This window comes from Rhizobium sp. YTU87027 (genome assembly GCF_050644135.1).
Taxonomy (GTDB): domain Bacteria; phylum Pseudomonadota; class Alphaproteobacteria; order Rhizobiales; family Rhizobiaceae; genus Rhizobium.
This window is the reverse complement of record NZ_CP098442.1, coordinates 138,430-155,236: the sequence shown is the minus strand read 5'-3', so window position 1 is coordinate 155,236 and position 16,807 is coordinate 138,430. Positions and strand designations below refer to the sequence as shown.

At 57.7% G+C, this 16,807-nt stretch carries 13 protein-coding genes and 5 pseudogenes; 12 read left to right on the top strand and 6 right to left on the bottom strand.

Annotation, left to right across the window (positions count from 1 at the left end; all coding sequences use genetic code 11):
- Nucleotides 1–86 precede the first annotated feature (86 nt).
- From nodS to NBG89_RS29425, 5 genes are all read left to right on the top strand, one after another.
- Entirely contained in the window at nucleotides 87–692 is a 606-nt protein-coding gene (gene nodS / locus NBG89_RS29445) for a nodulation methyltransferase NodS (protein ID WP_416068539.1), read from the top strand.
- A gap of 30 nt (nucleotides 693–722) precedes the next feature.
- On the top strand, nucleotides 723–2,447 hold the full coding sequence (nodU, locus tag NBG89_RS29440; RefSeq protein ID WP_416068540.1) for a nodulation protein NodU: 1,725 nt from the start codon (nucleotides 723–725) through the stop codon (nucleotides 2,445–2,447).
- Entirely contained in the window at nucleotides 2,435–3,349 is a 915-nt protein-coding gene (gene nodI, locus NBG89_RS29435; protein ID WP_416068541.1) for a nodulation factor ABC transporter ATP-binding protein NodI, read from the top strand. Before nodU ends, nodI begins: the two co-directional genes overlap by 13 nt.
- A 3-nt stretch (nucleotides 3,350–3,352) precedes the next feature.
- Complete coding sequence (locus NBG89_RS29430) at nucleotides 3,353–4,141, top strand: ABC transporter permease (RefSeq protein ID WP_416068542.1); 789 nt, start codon at nucleotides 3,353–3,355, stop codon at nucleotides 4,139–4,141.
- A 151-nt stretch (nucleotides 4,142–4,292) separates the two neighbouring features.
- Nucleotides 4,293–4,727: a hypothetical protein gene (locus NBG89_RS29425; RefSeq protein WP_431324652.1), complete on the top strand. Its 435-nt coding sequence runs from the start codon at nucleotides 4,293–4,295 to the stop codon at nucleotides 4,725–4,727.
- Nucleotides 4,728–4,801: 74 nt separating this feature from the next.
- Here NBG89_RS29425 and NBG89_RS29420 read toward each other — a convergent pair whose 3' ends face one another.
- Together NBG89_RS29420 and NBG89_RS29415 are read right to left on the bottom strand one after the other, a co-directional pair.
- Nucleotides 4,802–5,062, bottom strand: coding sequence for a hypothetical protein (locus NBG89_RS29420; protein WP_416068544.1), 261 nt, complete (start codon nucleotides 5,060–5,062; stop codon nucleotides 4,802–4,804).
- 387 nt (nucleotides 5,063–5,449) lie between these two features.
- Entirely contained in the window at nucleotides 5,450–5,737 is a 288-nt protein-coding gene (locus NBG89_RS29415; protein WP_416068545.1) for a hypothetical protein, read from the bottom strand.
- Nucleotides 5,738–5,974: 237 nt separating this feature from the next.
- Between NBG89_RS29415 and tnpA the strand changes: the two are divergent.
- The 6 genes and pseudogenes from tnpA to NBG89_RS29385 all read left to right on the top strand — a co-directional run bounded on the left by tnpA (nucleotide 5,975) and on the right by NBG89_RS29385 (nucleotide 11,670).
- A pseudogene (gene tnpA / locus NBG89_RS29410) lies at nucleotides 5,975–6,429 on the top strand (IS66-like element accessory protein TnpA).
- Nucleotides 6,426–6,782, top strand: coding sequence for an IS66 family insertion sequence element accessory protein TnpB (gene tnpB / locus NBG89_RS29405; RefSeq protein ID WP_192239914.1), 357 nt, complete (start codon nucleotides 6,426–6,428; stop codon nucleotides 6,780–6,782). Before tnpA ends, tnpB begins: the two are co-directional and overlap by 4 nt.
- Before the next feature lie 48 nt (nucleotides 6,783–6,830).
- A pseudogene (gene tnpC / locus NBG89_RS29400) lies at nucleotides 6,831–8,373 on the top strand (IS66 family transposase).
- Nucleotides 8,370–8,932: pseudogene (locus tag NBG89_RS29395) on the top strand (UPF0149 family protein). The pseudogenes tnpC and NBG89_RS29395 overlap by 4 nt, the downstream one beginning before the upstream one ends.
- A 236-nt stretch (nucleotides 8,933–9,168) precedes the next feature.
- A complete protein-coding gene (hisC, locus tag NBG89_RS29390) occupies nucleotides 9,169–10,278 on the top strand; it encodes a histidinol-phosphate transaminase (protein ID WP_416068546.1) in 1,110 nt (369 codons plus the stop codon).
- A gap of 363 nt (nucleotides 10,279–10,641) precedes the next feature.
- On the top strand, nucleotides 10,642–11,670 hold the full coding sequence (locus NBG89_RS29385) for an LLM class flavin-dependent oxidoreductase (protein WP_416068547.1): 1,029 nt from the start codon (nucleotides 10,642–10,644) through the stop codon (nucleotides 11,668–11,670).
- A 455-nt stretch (nucleotides 11,671–12,125) separates the two neighbouring features.
- Here NBG89_RS29385 and istB read toward each other — a convergent pair whose 3' ends face one another.
- Nucleotides 12,126–12,860, bottom strand: a complete 735-nt coding sequence (istB, locus tag NBG89_RS29380) for an IS21-like element helper ATPase IstB (RefSeq protein ID WP_416068548.1) — start codon at nucleotides 12,858–12,860, stop codon at nucleotides 12,126–12,128.
- A pseudogene (istA, locus tag NBG89_RS29375) lies at nucleotides 12,802–13,905 on the bottom strand (IS21 family transposase); the annotation flags it as partial. The gene istB and the pseudogene istA, both read right to left, overlap by 59 nt.
- A gap of 115 nt (nucleotides 13,906–14,020) precedes the next feature.
- On the opposite strand from istA, the pseudogene NBG89_RS29370 reads away from it, so the two are divergent.
- Nucleotides 14,021–14,932, top strand: a pseudogene (locus tag NBG89_RS29370) (DUF3422 domain-containing protein); the annotation flags it as partial.
- 444 nt (nucleotides 14,933–15,376) lie between these two features.
- Here NBG89_RS29370 and NBG89_RS29365 read toward each other — a convergent pair.
- Both NBG89_RS29365 and NBG89_RS29360 read right to left on the bottom strand, forming a co-directional pair.
- Nucleotides 15,377–15,970 carry a hypothetical protein gene (locus NBG89_RS29365; RefSeq protein WP_416068549.1) on the bottom strand — a complete coding sequence of 198 codons (594 nt, stop codon included), beginning with the start codon at nucleotides 15,968–15,970 and terminating at the stop codon, nucleotides 15,377–15,379.
- 109 nt (nucleotides 15,971–16,079) lie between these two features.
- Complete coding sequence (locus NBG89_RS29360; RefSeq protein WP_416068550.1) at nucleotides 16,080–16,556, bottom strand: transposase; 477 nt, start codon at nucleotides 16,554–16,556, stop codon at nucleotides 16,080–16,082.
- Nucleotides 16,557–16,807 lie beyond the last annotated feature (251 nt).

The following is a 16,807-nucleotide window of genomic DNA, read 5'->3' as shown; positions in this document are numbered from 1 at the left end:
GGCTTTGGATGTTCCAGCTGACGGCGAGGCTGAAGGCGGACAAACCTAACATCAGTTGCGGGATTGGCCAAAAGAGGTGCAGGAAGTTGAATCAGAAAAAGCATTATCAGTTGCTGCATGATGAGTTGGCTGAAGACGATCCATGGCGGCTTGACAGCAACCCGTTCGAGCAGGAGCGACATAGTCAAATGCTACGGCTGGCGCTTGCGCAGCAATCAATAACAAACGCGCTCGAAGTCGGATGCGCAGCCGGGGCGTTCACCGAAAGACTTGCGCCGCATTGCGAGCAACTCACCGTAATTGATGTGGTGCCCCATGCGCTCGCTCGAACGCGTCGACGACTAAAGGATCCGCCGAATATCTCCTGGATAAGCCGCGATATCCTCCAGTTCTCGGCACGAAAACTCTTTGATCTGATCGTGGTAGCTGAGGTGCTCTATTACCTTGAGAGCGTTGCTGAGATGCGAACGGCTGTCCGCAACTTGGCACAAATGCTCGCGCCATCCGGGCATCTAATATTCGGATCGGCAGGTGATGCGAGCTGCCAACGTTGGGGTCACGTGGCTGGTGCCGAAACCGTCATTACGATGTTGGATCAGGAATTGGTCCAAATTGATCGTGTGCGATGCGTCGGCCAAACCACCAACGAAGACTGTTTGCTTACCCGATATCGCCACCCCGTTTCTCAATGATCCGGCTACCGCGTTAGATATGGAGATCTTATGCGCATCTGCGGAATTAAACTCACACACGACGGTGCAGTTGCCCTCATCGAAGACGGGAAACTTATCTTCTGTATTGAGCAGGAGAAGCGCAACAACAATCTCCGCTATCAAGCTATCGACAGCCTTGACGCGATTGTCCAAGCCCTGAACGAACACGGTTTGAGCGTAGGGGACGTTGATCAATTCGTCATCGACGGGTGGGACGGAGAACTTGAATCAGAGTTCCAGGTCTTCAGCGAAGGCCTCCCCATAACTCTCAGTGGAGCTCCCTATATCGAACGGTGGCCAGAGAGCCCTCTAAAGTCCCATGACAGCTCGGGTCTCTCGCTCAGCGGTTCGATCCTCCCCTACAAAAGTTTTCCGCACGTCATAAGCCACGTCGTCTCCGCGTACTGCACCAGTCCGTTTGCCAGAGCCGGAGAACCTTCGTTCTGCTTGGTATGGGATGGCTGCATATTTCCACGGCTCTACTATGCGGAGCCCAAAGGGATCCGATCAATCAAGTGCATGTTCCCGATGATAGGTCATGCCTATGCTGTCGCCGGCCATCACTTCGGGCCGTACAGGAAGGCGGATCCAAAAAGCTGGGACCTGGGTGTCGCTGGAAAGCTAATGGCCTACATTGCACTTGGCGCGGCTCAGGAGAACATCCTAAACGTGTTTCGGGAGCTCTACAAGGAACACTTCGCCGGAGAAACGCTGCGCGCGGTCGGTTATAGGGAAAACATTCATAATGCAGACGCATTGCTTGCACGCGTGAATGATTACTTCGACGCAAGCGCGTCCCGGTTACAGTCTGAAAAACCCCAGGATGTACTTGCTTCATTTCATGTTTTCCTTGAACACCTCCTCGTTGGAGAGATGACGATTGCTTTACAGACGCAGTCGCAATTCGAATCCCGAAACTTGTGCGTGGCCGGCGGATGCGGCCTTAACATCAAATGGAACAGCGCGCTCAGAGCCAGTGGTCTGTTTGAATCAGTCTGGGTGCCCCCATTTCCCAACGACAGCGGATCGGCTATTGGCGCCGCCTGCTGCGCGCTTGCTGTCGAGCGTGGTCTCGCTCCGCTTGACTGGTCAGTTTACAGCGGCCCTGAGCTGAAGAGTAGCGCGATCCCGCCAGGGTGGAAAGCTGCTCCATGCACCTTGGCCGAACTCGCCAGGATATTGGCATCTAACAAACCGGTTGTTTTTCTTGCCGGCCGTGCAGAACTTGGGCCACGGGCGTTGGGAGGCAGAAGCATCTTGGCCGCCGCGACTTCCCCGCAAATGAAGGATCATCTCAACGAAGTGAAATTCCGCGAGCATTTCCGGCCTGTAGCCCCAATTTGCTTCGAAGACCGCGCACAGGATATCTTCGACCCCGGCACTCCAGATCCCTACATGCTCTTCGATCATACGACACGCCCGGAATGGCGAGCACGGATCCCTGCTGTAGTGCACCTTGATGGAACTGCGAGACTTCAAACGATCTCGCGAAACTCCGAGCACGAAGTCTCGAAGCTTTTGGCCGAATATGAAAGTCTCACCGGTATTCCGCTGCTTTGCAACACGAGTGCCAACTATCACGGCCGGGGTTTTTTCCCCGACGCTGCAGCGGCTTGCGAGTGGGGACAAATAGGCCACGTATGGTGCGATGGCTTGCTGCTTACAAGGACGAGCGAAACCGATGTATCCCCGGTGGACTGCACGGCTTTCTCGGCAAGCACATGGCCGCGATAGCAATCAGTTTGATTGACGTCACGAAAACCTATATCGACCGAACTGTTGTCGATCGGTTTTCGTTCGCCGTCAAAAAAGGAGAGTGCTTCGGGCTCCTCGGGCCCAACGGTGCCGGCAAAAGCACGATTGCGCGCATGGTCCTTGGTATGACGCCGCCCGACGCAGGCAAGATCACGGTGCTTGGCGCACCAGTGCCTGCGCAGGCTCGTCTGGCGCGGGCAAGCATTGGGGTGGTTCCGCAATTCGACGACCTTGATCAGGAATTCACAGTGCGTGAGAACCTGTTGGTCTTTGGGCGCTACTTCAATATGAGCACCCGTCAGATCGAAGCCGTTATCCCGTCACTCCTAGAGTTTGCCAGACTTGAGAGTAAGGCGGATGCGCGGGTCGCAGGCCTTTCCGGTGGTATGAAACGGCGCCTGATGCTGGCACGCGCGCTCATCAACGACCCACAACTGCTCATATTAGATGAGCCCACCACCGGTCTCGACCCGCACGCGCGCCACCTGATTTGGGAGCGGCTGCGCTCGCTGTTGGCACGCGGCAAGACGATCCTGCTTACTACGCATTTCATGGAGGAGGCAGAGCGGTTATGCGACCGGCTATGCGTCCTTGAAGAAGGACAGAAGATCGCCGAAGGTCGGCCCCAAGAGCTGATCGACGAGCAGATTGGCTGCCAAGTCATTGAGATCAATGGCGGCAATCCACATGAACTGCGCGCGCGTATCAAAACATGCGCGCAGCGCATTGAGGTAAGCGGAGAAACCCTCTTTTGTTACTCCTCCGCTCCTGAGCAGGTGCGAATACAATTGCGGGAGCGTACGGATCTGCGTCTTTTACAGCGCCCCCCCAATCTCGAGGACGTTTTTCTACGACTGACTGGGCGCGAGATGAAGGATTGAAAGATGTGGGAAAATTATGCGGCAGTTCTGCCTGCCAATGGCTGGAACTGGACTGCGATGTGGCGCCGCAACTACCTCGCGTGGAAAAAAGCCGCGCTTGTGTCAATTCTCGGCAACCTAGCAGATCCCATGGTCTATCTTTTTGGTCTGGGGACCGGTCTTGGTTTGATGGTCGGACGAGTCGAAGGCATGTCATATATTGCTTTCCTGGCAACTGGCATGGTCGCGGCTAGCGCGATGACGGCGTCTACGTTCGAAACCATCTATGCGGCCTTCGCGCGCATGCGCGATCAACGCAGTTGGGAGGCGATCTTATACACGCAGATGACCCTTGGCGACGTAGTGCTGGGAGAAGTCGCCTGGGCAGCCACCAAGGCCCTTTTGGCCGGAACTGCGATTGCGGTCGTCGCAGCCATTCTGGGTTATGCGGTTTGGTCATCCATTCCTTATGTGGTGCCGGTGATAGCCCTGACCGGAATCGCGTTTGCGAGTCTGGCAATGATCGTTGTGGCGCTCGCGCCCAGCTACGACTATTTCATCTTCTACCAGACCCTCATTCTCACGCCGATGCTGTTCTTGTCCGGTGCTGTCTACCCGGCAACTCAATTGCCCGGTAAAGTTCAGCAGATGGCGACATTCTTGCCGCTGGCACATGCGATCGACCTCATTCGCCCGGCAATGTTCGGCCGGCCAGCCGCCGACGTGATGTTCCATTTTGGTATACTTTTCATTTTTGGCGTATTGCCCTTCTTCGTATCGACTGCCTTACTTCGGCGACGCCTAATGTCATAAAATCGGCGCCAAACATCAAGTCGCGTTGCCTCAGTGAAAATGTTACCAAGCGCGTTCGTTTCCTCATCTAGAATGTTACTTGTGACTGCACGTGATGGATACCCTGACCGCCAGGGAGGGTATCACGATGACAACAGCGATGCCGCGCACGATGCGCATGGAACTCGCCAATGCGACCGGAAAAGAGAAAAGCAGGATCCTGGAGGAGTTCATTGCCGCGACGGGATATCACGAGAAATCCGCCATCCGTGTTCTGAATCATCAGCCGGCGCCGACGAGCCGGCAGGTCCGTCAGCGCCGGCCGCTTTACGACGAGGCCGCTCGGAGCGCGATGATCGTGCTGTGGGAGGCTTCCGATCGAGTTTGCGGCAAGTGCCTCAAGGCGTTGTTGCCGGTCTTATTGCCCGCGCTGGAACGCAATGGTCACCTGAAACTCGAGGAGGAGATTCGGCACAAGACGCTGTCGATGAGTGCCGCGACGATCGACCGCCTACTCAGGATGCCGAGGCACAGCAGCCGAGCAAAAAAGCCGCGCATCGTACCAGAACCAAAACGTCAGATCAAAATGCGGACGTTCGCCGATTGAAATGAACCGCTTCCCGGCAGCATGGAAATGGACTTGGTTGACCATTGCGGGAATGCCAACCGCGGCAGCTTCATTCACAGCTTGGTGCTGACCGATATCACCACCGGCTGGACGGAGGCTGCCCGATTGTGGTTCGGAAAGGCAGTTTCGTCGTTGAGACACTCGAGCGCATCCGCGCCGGTTTGCCTTTTCCCCTTCTGGTCCTGGACGTGGATAACGGCAGTGAGTTCGTCTAGATCATGCGCCAGACCAGCAAGTCGAAGACCTGCGTGCGGCGCTGAACGTTTCGCGCGGCCGGCGTGCGCCTCGGCTACGTGCTTGCAGATGGCGGTCATGTGATAGCTCGCTTTCAAGCGATTTCCACCCCCGCTGTCGATTGCGCGCCCACAGCCCCCACATTCCACATGGCGACTACATCACTGACCGCCTCATGTATTTCTCCACCTCACTCGCCCAGCTGTTCATAGCTACGTCCATCGAACCATGACACATGCCAAACAGAAAGAGTGCGTTCTTCAGCAGCGGTATTGTCGGCGCAAGCCCCAAGAACGCAGGAAGCGGTTAGGTTGTCACAGCCTTTTAGGCCCCAGTATACATTCATTTCCTTGGTAATGCCGTGGTGACCGGCGGGATCCTGCCGCAATGACTTGTTGCGGGCTTGATTAATGAAGTACGCTGTCCCAGATCGGCTTCAGTCGGGACAAGTGACGTCAACAACTCGCTCAGTCCCGGTCCAGTACGATTTTCAATGACCCAAGGACGTCGGCTGCGTCCATGAGAGCGTCCTGGACTTGTTCCGGCAGCAGGTCGCGAGCGCGCTCCGAGGATAACCTGAGATCAATCTGAACGTCTCGAGCACTGTGTATTCCTGCGACGCCAGTCTGCCTACGCTTGTCGCGGATGGTATCGATTGATAGCTCTAAGAGGCGGCTTACCTCATAATGCGTGAGTTTCTCTACGCCGTTTGCAGCCCTGCTCAGCTCTGCAATAAAATCCGTCGTTAAGCTCATGGCCCAAATCCTGCCGGCTCATCCTTGAGACAACTGCGACGAGCCTCGCGGCGGTGCTAATTGTCTCCTCCGGCCTAAATGCGATTCTAGTCGTAACATTGGAGAAGAGGGGTCAAATTAATTATCCGCATGGTACCATCCGCGCCCTGCATAAATGTGAGCGCGACAAACACCCCACCTTTCCTTTTGAGATTGAGGCCGCGAGATAAGCTTCTTCATCGATAGGAGCGGAATGGAATGGTTGGAGATCGCGCTGATGCCATGCTTGAAGGCATGCATGAAGCCAGGCATGAGGGAAAGGTCGGATCGAGGTGATCACCGGTCGGCGGCAGCGGCGGAATTGGACTGACGAGGAGAATGCGCGGATTCTTGCGGAAAGCGCAGAACCTGACGTGAACATCTCGGCCGTTGCCCGGCGCTGGGGCGTCAATCGCGGCTTGCTGAACGTCTGGCGTCGGGAAGCTGGCCTGACCTCTCTTCGCTCTGCCAAGACCTGCGCGCAGCAGGCGATGTTCGTGCCGGTGACGGTGGTTGGCGATCGAACGCCTCCCGAGAGCTCGCCGTCGGATTTTGCCCACTTCGCCGCGGGTCGGATTGAGATCGAGCTTGCTGGCGCGCGCATGACGGTTATCGGCTCGGTAGCGCCTGAGCTGGCACAAGCGATGGTGGCGGCGTTGAGAGGGTGCCGGTGATCGGAGTTTCGCCAAATGGCGTGAAGATCATGGTTGCGACGCAACCTGTCGACTTCCGGCGCGGCATGAATGGCCTGGTGGCTTTGGTGGCGTCAGCTCTTGCGGCCGATCCCTATTGCGGCGACGTGTTCGTGTTCCGCGCCAAGCGTCTGGATAGACTTCGCTGCATTTACTGGGATGGATCAGGCATGATCCTGGCAACGAAATGGCTGGAGGCGGGCAAGTTCGTTTGGCCGCCGATCCGCGATGGCGCGATGCAGATGAGTGCCCAGGAGTTCTCGCTTTTGCTGGCCGGCATTGACTGGACGCGCGTCAAACGAAACGCGGTGAGGAAACCCTCAAAAGCAGGCTGATTCGATTGGTTTGGCTTAAAGATTCAGGCTCATATGACAGGGTCTGTCATGCCGCTTCGACCCGATCCCTTGCCCCAGGATGCTGCGCGATTGACCCGGATCATTCTCTCGCTCGACGAAGAGAATGCCGATCTCAAGGCGCGCGTGGCCTTCCTCGAGCGCCAGCTCTTCGGGACGAAATCGGAGAAGATGACAATCATCGATCCGACGCAGGCAATGCTCGACCTTGGCGATGTGAGCGACATTCCCGTTGCTGCCAATGACGATGTCGCGCCGGTCGGTGACGACAAAGCGCAGATACGGCGATCACCAGCCCGCAATATCGGCCGCTTGCCCAAGCACCTTCCGCGTTATGACGAGGTCATCGAGCCGGAAAGCAAGACTTGCCCGTGCTGTTCGTTCGAACTGCATTGCATCGGCACGGACGTCAGCGAGGCGGTCGACATCGTGCCCGCGGTTGTCCGGGTCAAACGGACGATCCGGCCGCGCTATGCATGCCGGGCCTGCGAAAGCGTTGTTGTGCAGGCGTCGGCACCAGCGCGCGTGATGGACGGTGGCATGGTGACCACGGCGTTTGCCGCGCATGTCGCTGTTTCGAAGTTTGCCTGACATCTCCCGCTCAATCGACAGGCGCAGATGCTGGCCTCCTGCGGCGTCATCATCGATCGCGGGACGCTCTGCGCCTGGGTCGGGCGGGTCGCCTGGTAGCTGGAGCTTCTCTATGATGCGCTCACTGCCTTCATCCGCTCGCAGCCGAGGGCATTCGGTGACGAGACGCCGCTCCCGCGGCTCGGGGCGTAAACGAACCAAGGTCTGCCAGTTATGGGCACAAGCGGTTGACGACCGCCCCTGGAATGGTCCGGCGCCGCCGGCGGTCGCCTATATTTTTGCCGAAAGCCGCAGCGCGCGCGAGATCGAGCGACAATTGTCGTCATTCGCCGGCGTGCTGCAAGTCGATGGATACCAAGCCTATAAAACAATGGTCAAACGTCGGGGCAAGAGCAATATCGCCCCGATGCGGCTGGCCTTCTGGCTTGCCCATGCCCGGCGGAAGTTCGTCGATGTCGTCAAGCTGACCGGCTCTTCGGAGGCTTTGTCAAACCTTGCCAGGATTGCCGAGATCTATCGGATTGAAGCGAGACTGCTCGGCGAAAGTGCCGATATCCGGCTCGTCGTGAGGCGTCGCGAGGCAGCTCCGGTCATGAGAGAACTGAACGTCCATCTCACCGAACTGCGCGACGAGGTGTCGGCTAAATCGGCGCTGGGCTGGAGCGGACTGGCAGCCTTCCTGGAGGATGGCCGGATCGAAGTGGACTCCAATGTGGTCGAGCGTTCGATGAAATCGGTGGCCCTGACGAGGAAGAACTCGTTGTTCGTGGGCAACGAGCGCGGTGGCAAGACCTTCGCGGTCCTCGCATCGCTCGTCAACACCTGTAAATTGAACAGCGTGGACCCCGAGGCTTGGCTTGACGATGTGCTGGAACGCATCATTGCGGGCAAGGTGAAAGCCAACGAGATGGAAAGTCTCCTGCCTTGGACCTGGAAGGCTGAGCGCGAGGCGATGACAGAGCAGGAGCGACGGGCGGCATGACGCACAACGGCCAAGAGACGACCGCACGACCGAAGCTTGATGATGAGGCGTTCGAGGCGTTTATAAGGCACGTCGTCCAGCATCGCCAATCTGGTCAATGAGCGGTCTCGATGGTTATCTTACGGCTCTCATCATCGGTCCCAAGTTCATCGACCCACGCAAATGGATACCGGAACTGACCGGTCCGGATGCCCTCAACCTGCCGATGGAGACAACAGAACATCAGGCCGTACAGACGATCGTTGCAGAGTATAACCGCATCTCTGCGAGCCTTTCCGAAACACCGAAAGACCACCGGCCCAGGTTCACCAGGATTGATGATCAGACCTTTGATCCATTCGACTGGGACCTCTGCTTTTTGCTGGGAACAGGATACGCGCCGAGGCTTTGGCAGCCGGTTCTTCGAGGCCATGCCGTCACGGGCGATATCATCGCGCCCATCCGCAAGCTCGGCGAGACAAAACGGAAAGCGACCCGCCAGGATGCTGGTGCCGTGGCAGAAGCACTCGTCAATATCCGAACCTACTTTATGCCGAAGCGGGCAAAGCAGAAGTTCTGAAAGAAAGCGCTATTGCGATCCCGTCAACGCCGAAAGCCGTGGGCTGTTCGTCGCGCTCACTATTCATCGCATCTATGGCTGCGATGCAAACAAATGATTTTGCTGGAGCGGCAGACCTGAACTAGAAGAATCGTCCATTGAGTTTTTAGGCCAGTAACCGCACGGCACCTGATAATCGGCTCGCGGTGAATGGCTGAGAAAGCGACTATCGTCTGCGACTGCAAAAGATAAGAACTATGTCTGACACCAAACTGCAACGCGTGCTTTCGTCTCTTTCAGAGGTGTATAGACAGCTGAATCCTCTTCCGTCCGGTCGTCCGGGACCAGATGCCGACTGTGTCAAACTAAACACAAACGAGAATCCATTTGCCTTGCCGGCAGCGGTAATGCAGAGCGCTGTCGCTGCTCTCGAACGGCAGTATCTATATCCGGAGGATGATAACGTCAGCTTGAGGGAAGCAGCTGCCGCATCCTATAACCTTTCCCCGGATCAGGTGATCGCCGGCAACGGTTCCTCCGAACTTCTTTCGCTTCTATACAGAGCATTCCTTGACCCGGGTGACAGCGTCGCGATGTTGTCCCCTGGCTTTGCATACAACCACAAGCTCGCGCTGCTGCAAGGTGCTCGATTGCTTGAAATCAGATCCGGCGAGTCTTGCTCGTTGCCGATACACAAACTGCTTTTCGGTCCTGCAAAGGAGGCCAAGTTTATTCTCTTGGCTAATCCGAACAATCCTACCGGCACTTTTGTCCCGATTGCGGATATTGAAAGTCTCGTCGCACAATCTGACCGGTTGATCGTGCTGGACGAAGCCTATGTAGACTTTGCGCCTGACAGCGCTCTCCGTTTAATTGACCGCAATTCGAACCTTCTGATCTTGCGAACGTTCTCTAAGAGCTATGCGGGGGCCGGCCTTCGCGTTGGCTTCGGATTCGGCCATCCTGAGGTTGTAGGGCGGCTGCGCAATCTCCAGAACATGTTCAACATGAATGTGATCGCCCATGCGGTTGGTGTCAGCATCCTTGCTCACCGCACGGCCTACGAGGAGAACCGTAGACATATTAAGTTTGAGAGAGAGCGCGTGATGTTCGCACTGTCGCAACTTGGGTTCTCTGTAACTCCCTCTCATGCGAATTTCCTGCTGGCCCGTGTGCCACCAGGGCGAGACGGCGCTTGGTGGCAAACCTACTTGAAGCAAAAAAAGATACTAGTGGCCGTCCTCCCTGATGAGGGTCTGGAAGATTGCATTCGCGTTAGCATCGGGACAAAATCGCAAATGGATGCGTTCCTTGAAGCTGTCGATGAGATTTTGGGAGCTGAGAGCTCCACACGATCGGCCGTTTAGCAGCTACATATTCCATTCTGTGCGAATGATCGCGGCAATAAGACACAGAGCAACGATCGCAAGATCTCCCCACAGCGTTGACCAGCTCTACCGCTCCCTGGGAGGAGGAGGCAGATGCATAGCCCGCTTGCACGTGTCGTACGTCATGTTCTCCAGCCGTCAAACTGCAGAACAGCATATAGCCGCGAAGGCAATGAAGCTTTCCCCGGCAGAAGCACTAAAGATGTTGAGCAACAGCCGAGCGTGGAAGGACGTGTGGCCCGGACTCTGCATCAGTAGCGATGTCCGGCCAAGAAAAGCCCCAAATCTAATTTCGCTTGAATCAAGGTCCGGAGCTATCGGAACAAAGTCGGAGACAGTTCAATGAGAAAAGCCCTTCCTTCAAACCTAACTTTCGGCATATTCGACCATCTGGACGAGGATGGTAACGCCGTTGCGCGACAATACGCAGACCGTCTCAAGCTGGCGGAAGCGTATGATCGGCTCGGCTTTTATGCTTACCATGTAGCGGAGCACCATTGCTCGCCGCATGGAAGAGGCCCATCACCGAACCTGTTCTTATCGAGTGTCGCGCAGCGCACCCGTCACCTTCGTCTTGGCCCCCTCACCATGCTGCTTAGCCTTTGTCATCCGCTGCGTGCATTTGAGGAGATCTGCATGCTTGACCATTTGAGCGGTGGCAGGGTCGAGTTGGGCATAGGGCGCGGGTCCCTTCCAATCGAGCTAGCTTACTTCGGGATTGGTGCGGACGCAGTGCCAGGACGCTATCTCGAAGCCAGCGAAATTCTGATGGAGGCGATGAGGGGCGGCACTCTTTCCTACAGCGGCCACCATTTTGAGCTAAACGATGTTCCTTTGACACTGAAGCCTCATCAGCGCCCGCACCCGCCGACATGGATCGCCACCAACAAACCCGAGTCTGCACGCTGGGCCGCTGCAAACGGCGCGAACATCGCGTCTCTAGGTCCTGCCACATTCGTCCGCAAGGTCACCGACGCCTTCCGCTGCGAGCAAGGACACAACAGTGACGCGAACAACCAGGCGCCATTCCTCGGACTGCTTCGCATGATTGTGGTCGGGCAGTCTGCAGACCATGCATATTCGCTCGCCGCTCCTGCTTTCGAACGATGGCTTGAAACTTTCAAATTCCTGTACGTCCTAAATGGAATCCCGGTTCCACCGAATCTCCCCTTGAGCTTCGATGCAGCAATCGAAAATGAATTGTGCGTGGTGGGAACGGCGGATTTTGTCCGACGGGCTCTGCTAGATCAGGTCGAAGAGGCGGGAGCAAACTATCTCCTTTGTCAGGTGGCGTTTGGGAACCTGCCCTTGGACGCTTCGCTGTACACCGCGAGGACGCTTCAATCCGAACTCATGGATCGGGTTGGCTGAGTACCATGGTGCCTTGTCGAACTCAGATATGCGGAAACGCACTTTCTCTCCCCATGCGTGGCGCAGTCCATATGCTTGATTAATTATAAGATCAGGCCCGAAACGGGTGTTCCTTATCCGCGAGTTGAATGTTGAATGGCCGTCATGCGCGATCAAAAAGCGGGTTTGAGCACGAGGCGCGGAGAAGAGGGGAGGTGGTTTTAACAGCCAGAATACTGATGACGTACGGCGAGCGGGCATGAAAGTCCACGCCAATGAAGCGGACTCTAGGCTGGAGGGGACAACCGCACTGTTGTCCGACGCATTCTTGCGTGTCAATCGGCTTCGTAACGGGACCCCATATCGGCTTCCAAAAGGGACCCCTTCCTCTGGTTGCATAGGGTCAGCGCGCGTAGGCCCGGAGCTGTCCATTTAGCGCAGGGGCCTGCGGGCGCGGGTTGTTTGTCTTTTCGGCTTTAGCTTTGAGAGCGGTTTTTGAAGCGCCAGGATTCATTCCCGGTCTCAACGATTTCGCAATGGTGGGTGAGCCTGTCGAGCAGAGCGGCGGTCATCTTCGCGTCGCCGAACACGGCCGGCCACTCGCCGAACGCCAGGTTCGTCGTGACGATGATCGAGGTCCGCTCGTAAAGCCTGCTGATCAGATGGAAGAGGAGCTGTCCACCGGCCTGGGCGAATGGGAGATAGCCGAGCTCGTCCATGATGACGAAGTCGAGCCTGGTGATGAAGTCGGCAAGCCGCCCCTGTTTGCCGCTACGTGCTTCTGTCTCGAGCCGATTGACGAGGTCGACGACGTTGAAGAAGCGGCCTCGTGCGCCGTTGCGGATCAGGGCACGGGCAAGCGCGATGGACAGGTGGGACTTTCCCGTGCCGGTCCCGCCGACCAGAACGATGTTGTGCTGCTCGGCGAGGAAGGCTCCGGTCGCGAGTTGGCGCACCAGCCCTTCGTTGACCGGCGTGTCGGTGAAGTCGAAGTCGTCGATGTCCTTGGCCAGCGGCAGCTTGGCAACGGTGATCTGGTATTTGATGGAGCGCGCCTGCTTCTCGGCGATCTCCGAGTTCAGCAGGTCACCGACGATGCGCGGCGGTTCGTGCTGGCGCTTGATGCCGGAAGCCATGATCTCGTCATAGGCGCTGCGCATGCCGAACAGCTTCAGCGTGCCCATCATGTCGAGGATTTGCGAACGTTCCATAGGCATGTATCTCGGCTGGGCGACCGACCGCGGTCGACAGCACTGAGTATTTGTTGTTGTCGAAACGCACGAGGCAGGTCTTGCCGATCGAGGCTTGCACAGCATGGAAGCCGTCGAACTTACCCGGATAGCTGACCAGATGCGGCTTCTCCGTTTCGAATACCTCCCAGATCGTGCGCTCCGTCTGATCGACATGCTTATGAGCACGGGCGTAGCTGATGCACTTGTCCAGCAGCCAGCCATTCAGCTCGTCGTAGGATTTGAAGCGCAGCCGCGGCGTGAAGAAGCGTTCCCGCACCAGATTGACCTGGTTCTCGACCTGGCCCTTCTCCCACCCCGACGCCGGCGTGCAAGCCACCGGTTCGATCAGATAATGGCTGCACATCTGCAGGAAGCGGCGATTGTATTGCCGTTCATTGCCGACGAAGACCGTCTCCACCGCGGTCTTCATGTTGTCGTAGATGCCGCGCGTACAGGCCCCGCCGAAGAAGGAGAATGCCCGGTCATGGGCGTCGAAGACCATCTCCTGCGTCTCGCGCGGGTAGGCTCTCACATACATCATCCGGCTATGGCAGAGCCGGACATGCGCCACCTTCACCGTCGTCGTCACACCGTTCAGCACGACGATCTCGTGGCTCCAATCGAACTGGTAGGCCTCGCCCGGCGCGTAATAGAGTGGCACATAGGCCTCCGCCGTCACGGACCCGCGCTCCTTCGCCCACGTCCGGGCATAGCGTCGGACGGTGTCGTAACCGCCTTCGTAGCCCAGATCGCGCAAATCCTCGAATATCCGGATCAGCGTCAGCCGTTCGCGGGAGGATTTGGCTTCATTGGCAAGCAGCATTCCATCGAGCTGATCGCGCCAAGGGCCGAGCTTCGGCTGAGGCTGACGGGTCCGCTCGTATTTGAATTCCGTCTCATCGGTGCGCAGAACCTTCCGCACCACTTTCCGCGATATGCCCAGCTCCCGGCAGATCGCCTTGATCGACTTACCCTGCACACGGGAAAGCCGCCGTATCTTCAGAATTGTCTCCACAACAAGCATCCAAATAAAAAGCCTCCGATGAAACCGGAGGCTGTTGTAACCCCATCGCAGATGGGGGTCCCGTTTGGACGCCGATCACCCCATTTGCGGGGTCCTTATTCCATGCCTAATCACAGTTATCAGTCAGGTTAGTATTCTGGTGACGGGGCCTGCCCCGGAACAACTGGGAGATGTCCTGGCGAAATTCGGCTTTGGTGACACCGCCGCTTCAATAATTGGGGCAGGGGCCGGCCAAGTATGTTCGGACTTTCGTGTTCGTTCAGACGGATGGAGCCATATTCTGCTCTTCAACAGGGATTTGAACGCCTATCGCCTCGGCCGAATGGTCCGCAGGATCTACGAGATAGAGACCTACCGTTCAATGGCGCTGCTCGGCCTGCCACTCGCGCGGCGTCTCGCGCCGCGCCTTGCCGAGTTCGAGGCGCGCCTTGGAGACCTGGCAGACCGCAATCAATCGACGCCGGCGGACCAGCACAAAAGCCTCCTCAACGAAATCTCGGAATTCTCTTCCGCCATTATCACGGCTTCGGCGGAAACCCGCAGCCGCTTTGGTGCGACCGCAGCCTATGCGAAAATCGTCGAGGAACGCATCAGCGAGCTGCGCGAGACGCATCTGCCGGGCTTCCAACGATTTGGCATATTCGTCACAAGACGCTTCAAACCAGCGGTTCGCACTTGCGAAGCCACGTCCCATCGGCTTGAACAGTTGTCTGGCGCCACTATGCATCTTCTGAATCTGCTGCAAACCCGCATTCAGGTCGAAATCGAATTCCAGAATGCAATCCAGATCAAGTCGGTGGCGGAACGGGCGGCGACGCAGGTGAAGATCCAGCGCGCGGTCGAGGGATTTTCGATCATTGCCATCAGCTATTACCTCATCGGCCTCATCAAAACTGCCTTCGAGGCATGCCAGCACGCCGGATGGGAAGTCAGTCCGCTGCTGATTCTCGGGTCGATCCCGCTCGTATTCGTCGCGGTGGCGGCCACGGTGCTTCGCGTGAAGCACGCACTCGCCACCCACGAATAGGCCGACATTCCAATGATGAGAAAGGGAACGCCCATGCCACCGAATGCCCCGTGCTCCAAAGAGCGGGACGCCATCCTGCAAAACTACGGGTCCATCGGCATCAAAGCGGTCGCAGCCGCATGCAAGAGTTCTGCAGCTGCCACCTGGCTAAGCCGAGGCAAGATGGTGTCTGACAATGATCGTCCCTGCGAATGGCAAGAACGCAATCAACCCTACGAAAGTGACTAGCTCCCAAACCAATGGGTCACGCGTACGACATGGGCTTCCGTCATCTCCGATAGGTCGCGGCCGCGGCACGAAACGGGAGCTTCAGCACCAACGAATTGACGTTGACCAGCCGACAATTAGCGAGCGCAACCGGGACCGCGAGCGGCGCTGCACCATCGATCGCTCCGGTCTGCCGGATCGCCGACCGTCCTTGTCAACGGCAAGGGTCTTGATGCGTTAGATCACGGAAAGGCGGGCCAACATGTTCCGAAGCTCAGCATTCTCCGCATGCAGATGCGCCCGCCACAGCGCCTTCAGCCGGCGGTTTTCGGCCTCGAGCGCGTTGAGGTCGTCGGCGCCAGCCTGCTGCGATATCCCCGCGGAAGCGGATCGGGCTTGCGTTTTCTTCCTCGGCCCCATCGCTTTCGAGGCGGCGCGGCGCCTCGCAGGAGCGGCGGGAGCTGTCTCTTCTTGCGCGGGGACGAGCACTGGCACGTTTGCAGCGTCATCCGTTTTCGCCGATGGTTGTGGCAAATCCGCCGGCTGCGTCGGCAAGTCAGAGGTCGTCGCCTTCACGAGGGCCGCCCCGGACGGTTGTTCGTCGGGTTTCACGATCGTCTCGAGAATTCTGGACTCGGATCGATGGGGTGCAGGTGATGGCCGCACCGCACCGAGCTCTGCGTCAGCGCTACCGCCGGTCACCGCCAGATCGGATTCCACCGCACGCGCGATCGCCTTGAGGTCGGTATCACCCCAGATCGAGGCGCCTTGGCGTCTTTGCTGACGCCGGCCCGACTTGAATTCGACAATGAAATTGCGTCTTGCTTTCATGCGGACCTTTATCCGGAAATGAAGGAAGTGACCCGGTGACACGTAGGGTTCACCGCACAGATAGGCAAAGGCGTGCGTTTTTGCCACGCGGGCGGTATAGCCTGTCAGCCTAGTCCAGACCGAGCCGCTTGCGCAGTTCGGCATTCTCAGCGCGAAGCTTTTCCGCGAGCTGCTGGCGCAGCCGCTTGTTTTCCTCTTCGAGCGCGACCAGGTCCGCCAGAGTATCGACGCCGGCGCTTGGCTCGACCCTGGCGTCTGGCTGGGGTTTGGCGGCTGGCGCCTCCACCGCGCCGTCGGTCCGTTTCCACTGGTAATAGGTCTGCTCGGAAATCCCGGCGTCCTTGATCGCCGCCTTCAGGGTGTCACCGGCCGATGCGCGCGCCTCGATCTGCGCGAGCTTTTCGGCGCGCTCGCTGTCGGAGTAACGGCGCTGCCGCACACTGATCGCCGCCGGCTCAGCCTTGCTCGCTTTCGCGCCGGCAGACAAACGTTTCCCCTTCGCCGATGATGTGCGCTTCTTCGGGGGAGGAGCCGTCTCGGTCTCGGTCAAGGGCTCGGCTTGTTCCAGAATTTCTTCGTCCGCCATGGTACGCTCCCGGTTGGAAACTTCTTTTCAAACGGTTGAAGGTGGGAGTCAACAGCATGCGGTTCCAATTGCGCGTCGACAAGGTGATCGACCGTTGCAGCAGATCTTCGCTTCCCCCGGTGAAACGGATGGCGGGCTTCGATGGTGCCGTCGCAGTGACCTGGCGGTAGCATGGGAACCGAATGAGCGAGGCGGTTCATGCGCCAAGCGGAAGGGACACCGCGATCGTCACCACTCACCTTCTTTTAGCA

What these genes read in the sequence shown, in the direction of transcription:
- NBG89_RS29365 (WP_416068549.1), bottom strand. Translation starts at nt 15,970, where the DNA reads ATGAAAGCAAGACGCAATTTCATTGTCGAATTCAAGTCGGGCCGGCGT.
- NBG89_RS29420 (WP_416068544.1), bottom strand. Translation starts at nt 5,062, where the DNA reads ATGACCGCCATCTGCAAGCACGTAGCCGAGGCGCACGCCGGCCGCGCG.
- NBG89_RS29385 (WP_416068547.1), top strand. Translation starts at nt 10,642, where the DNA reads ATGAGAAAAGCCCTTCCTTCAAACCTAACTTTCGGCATATTCGACCAT.
- NBG89_RS29430 (WP_416068542.1), top strand. Translation starts at nt 3,353, where the DNA reads ATGTGGGAAAATTATGCGGCAGTTCTGCCTGCCAATGGCTGGAACTGG.
- NBG89_RS29415 (WP_416068545.1), bottom strand. Translation starts at nt 5,737, where the DNA reads ATGAGCTTAACGACGGATTTTATTGCAGAGCTGAGCAGGGCTGCAAAC.
- istB (WP_416068548.1), bottom strand. Translation starts at nt 12,860, where the DNA reads ATGGAACGTTCGCAAATCCTCGACATGATGGGCACGCTGAAGCTGTTC.
- nodU (WP_416068540.1), top strand. Translation starts at nt 723, where the DNA reads ATGCGCATCTGCGGAATTAAACTCACACACGACGGTGCAGTTGCCCTC.
- nodI (WP_416068541.1), top strand. Translation starts at nt 2,435, where the DNA reads ATGGCCGCGATAGCAATCAGTTTGATTGACGTCACGAAAACCTATATC.
- hisC (WP_416068546.1), top strand. Translation starts at nt 9,169, where the DNA reads ATGTCTGACACCAAACTGCAACGCGTGCTTTCGTCTCTTTCAGAGGTG.
- NBG89_RS29360 (WP_416068550.1), bottom strand. Translation starts at nt 16,556, where the DNA reads ATGGCGGACGAAGAAATTCTGGAACAAGCCGAGCCCTTGACCGAGACC.
- NBG89_RS29425 (WP_431324652.1), top strand. Translation starts at nt 4,293, where the DNA reads ATGCGCATGGAACTCGCCAATGCGACCGGAAAAGAGAAAAGCAGGATC.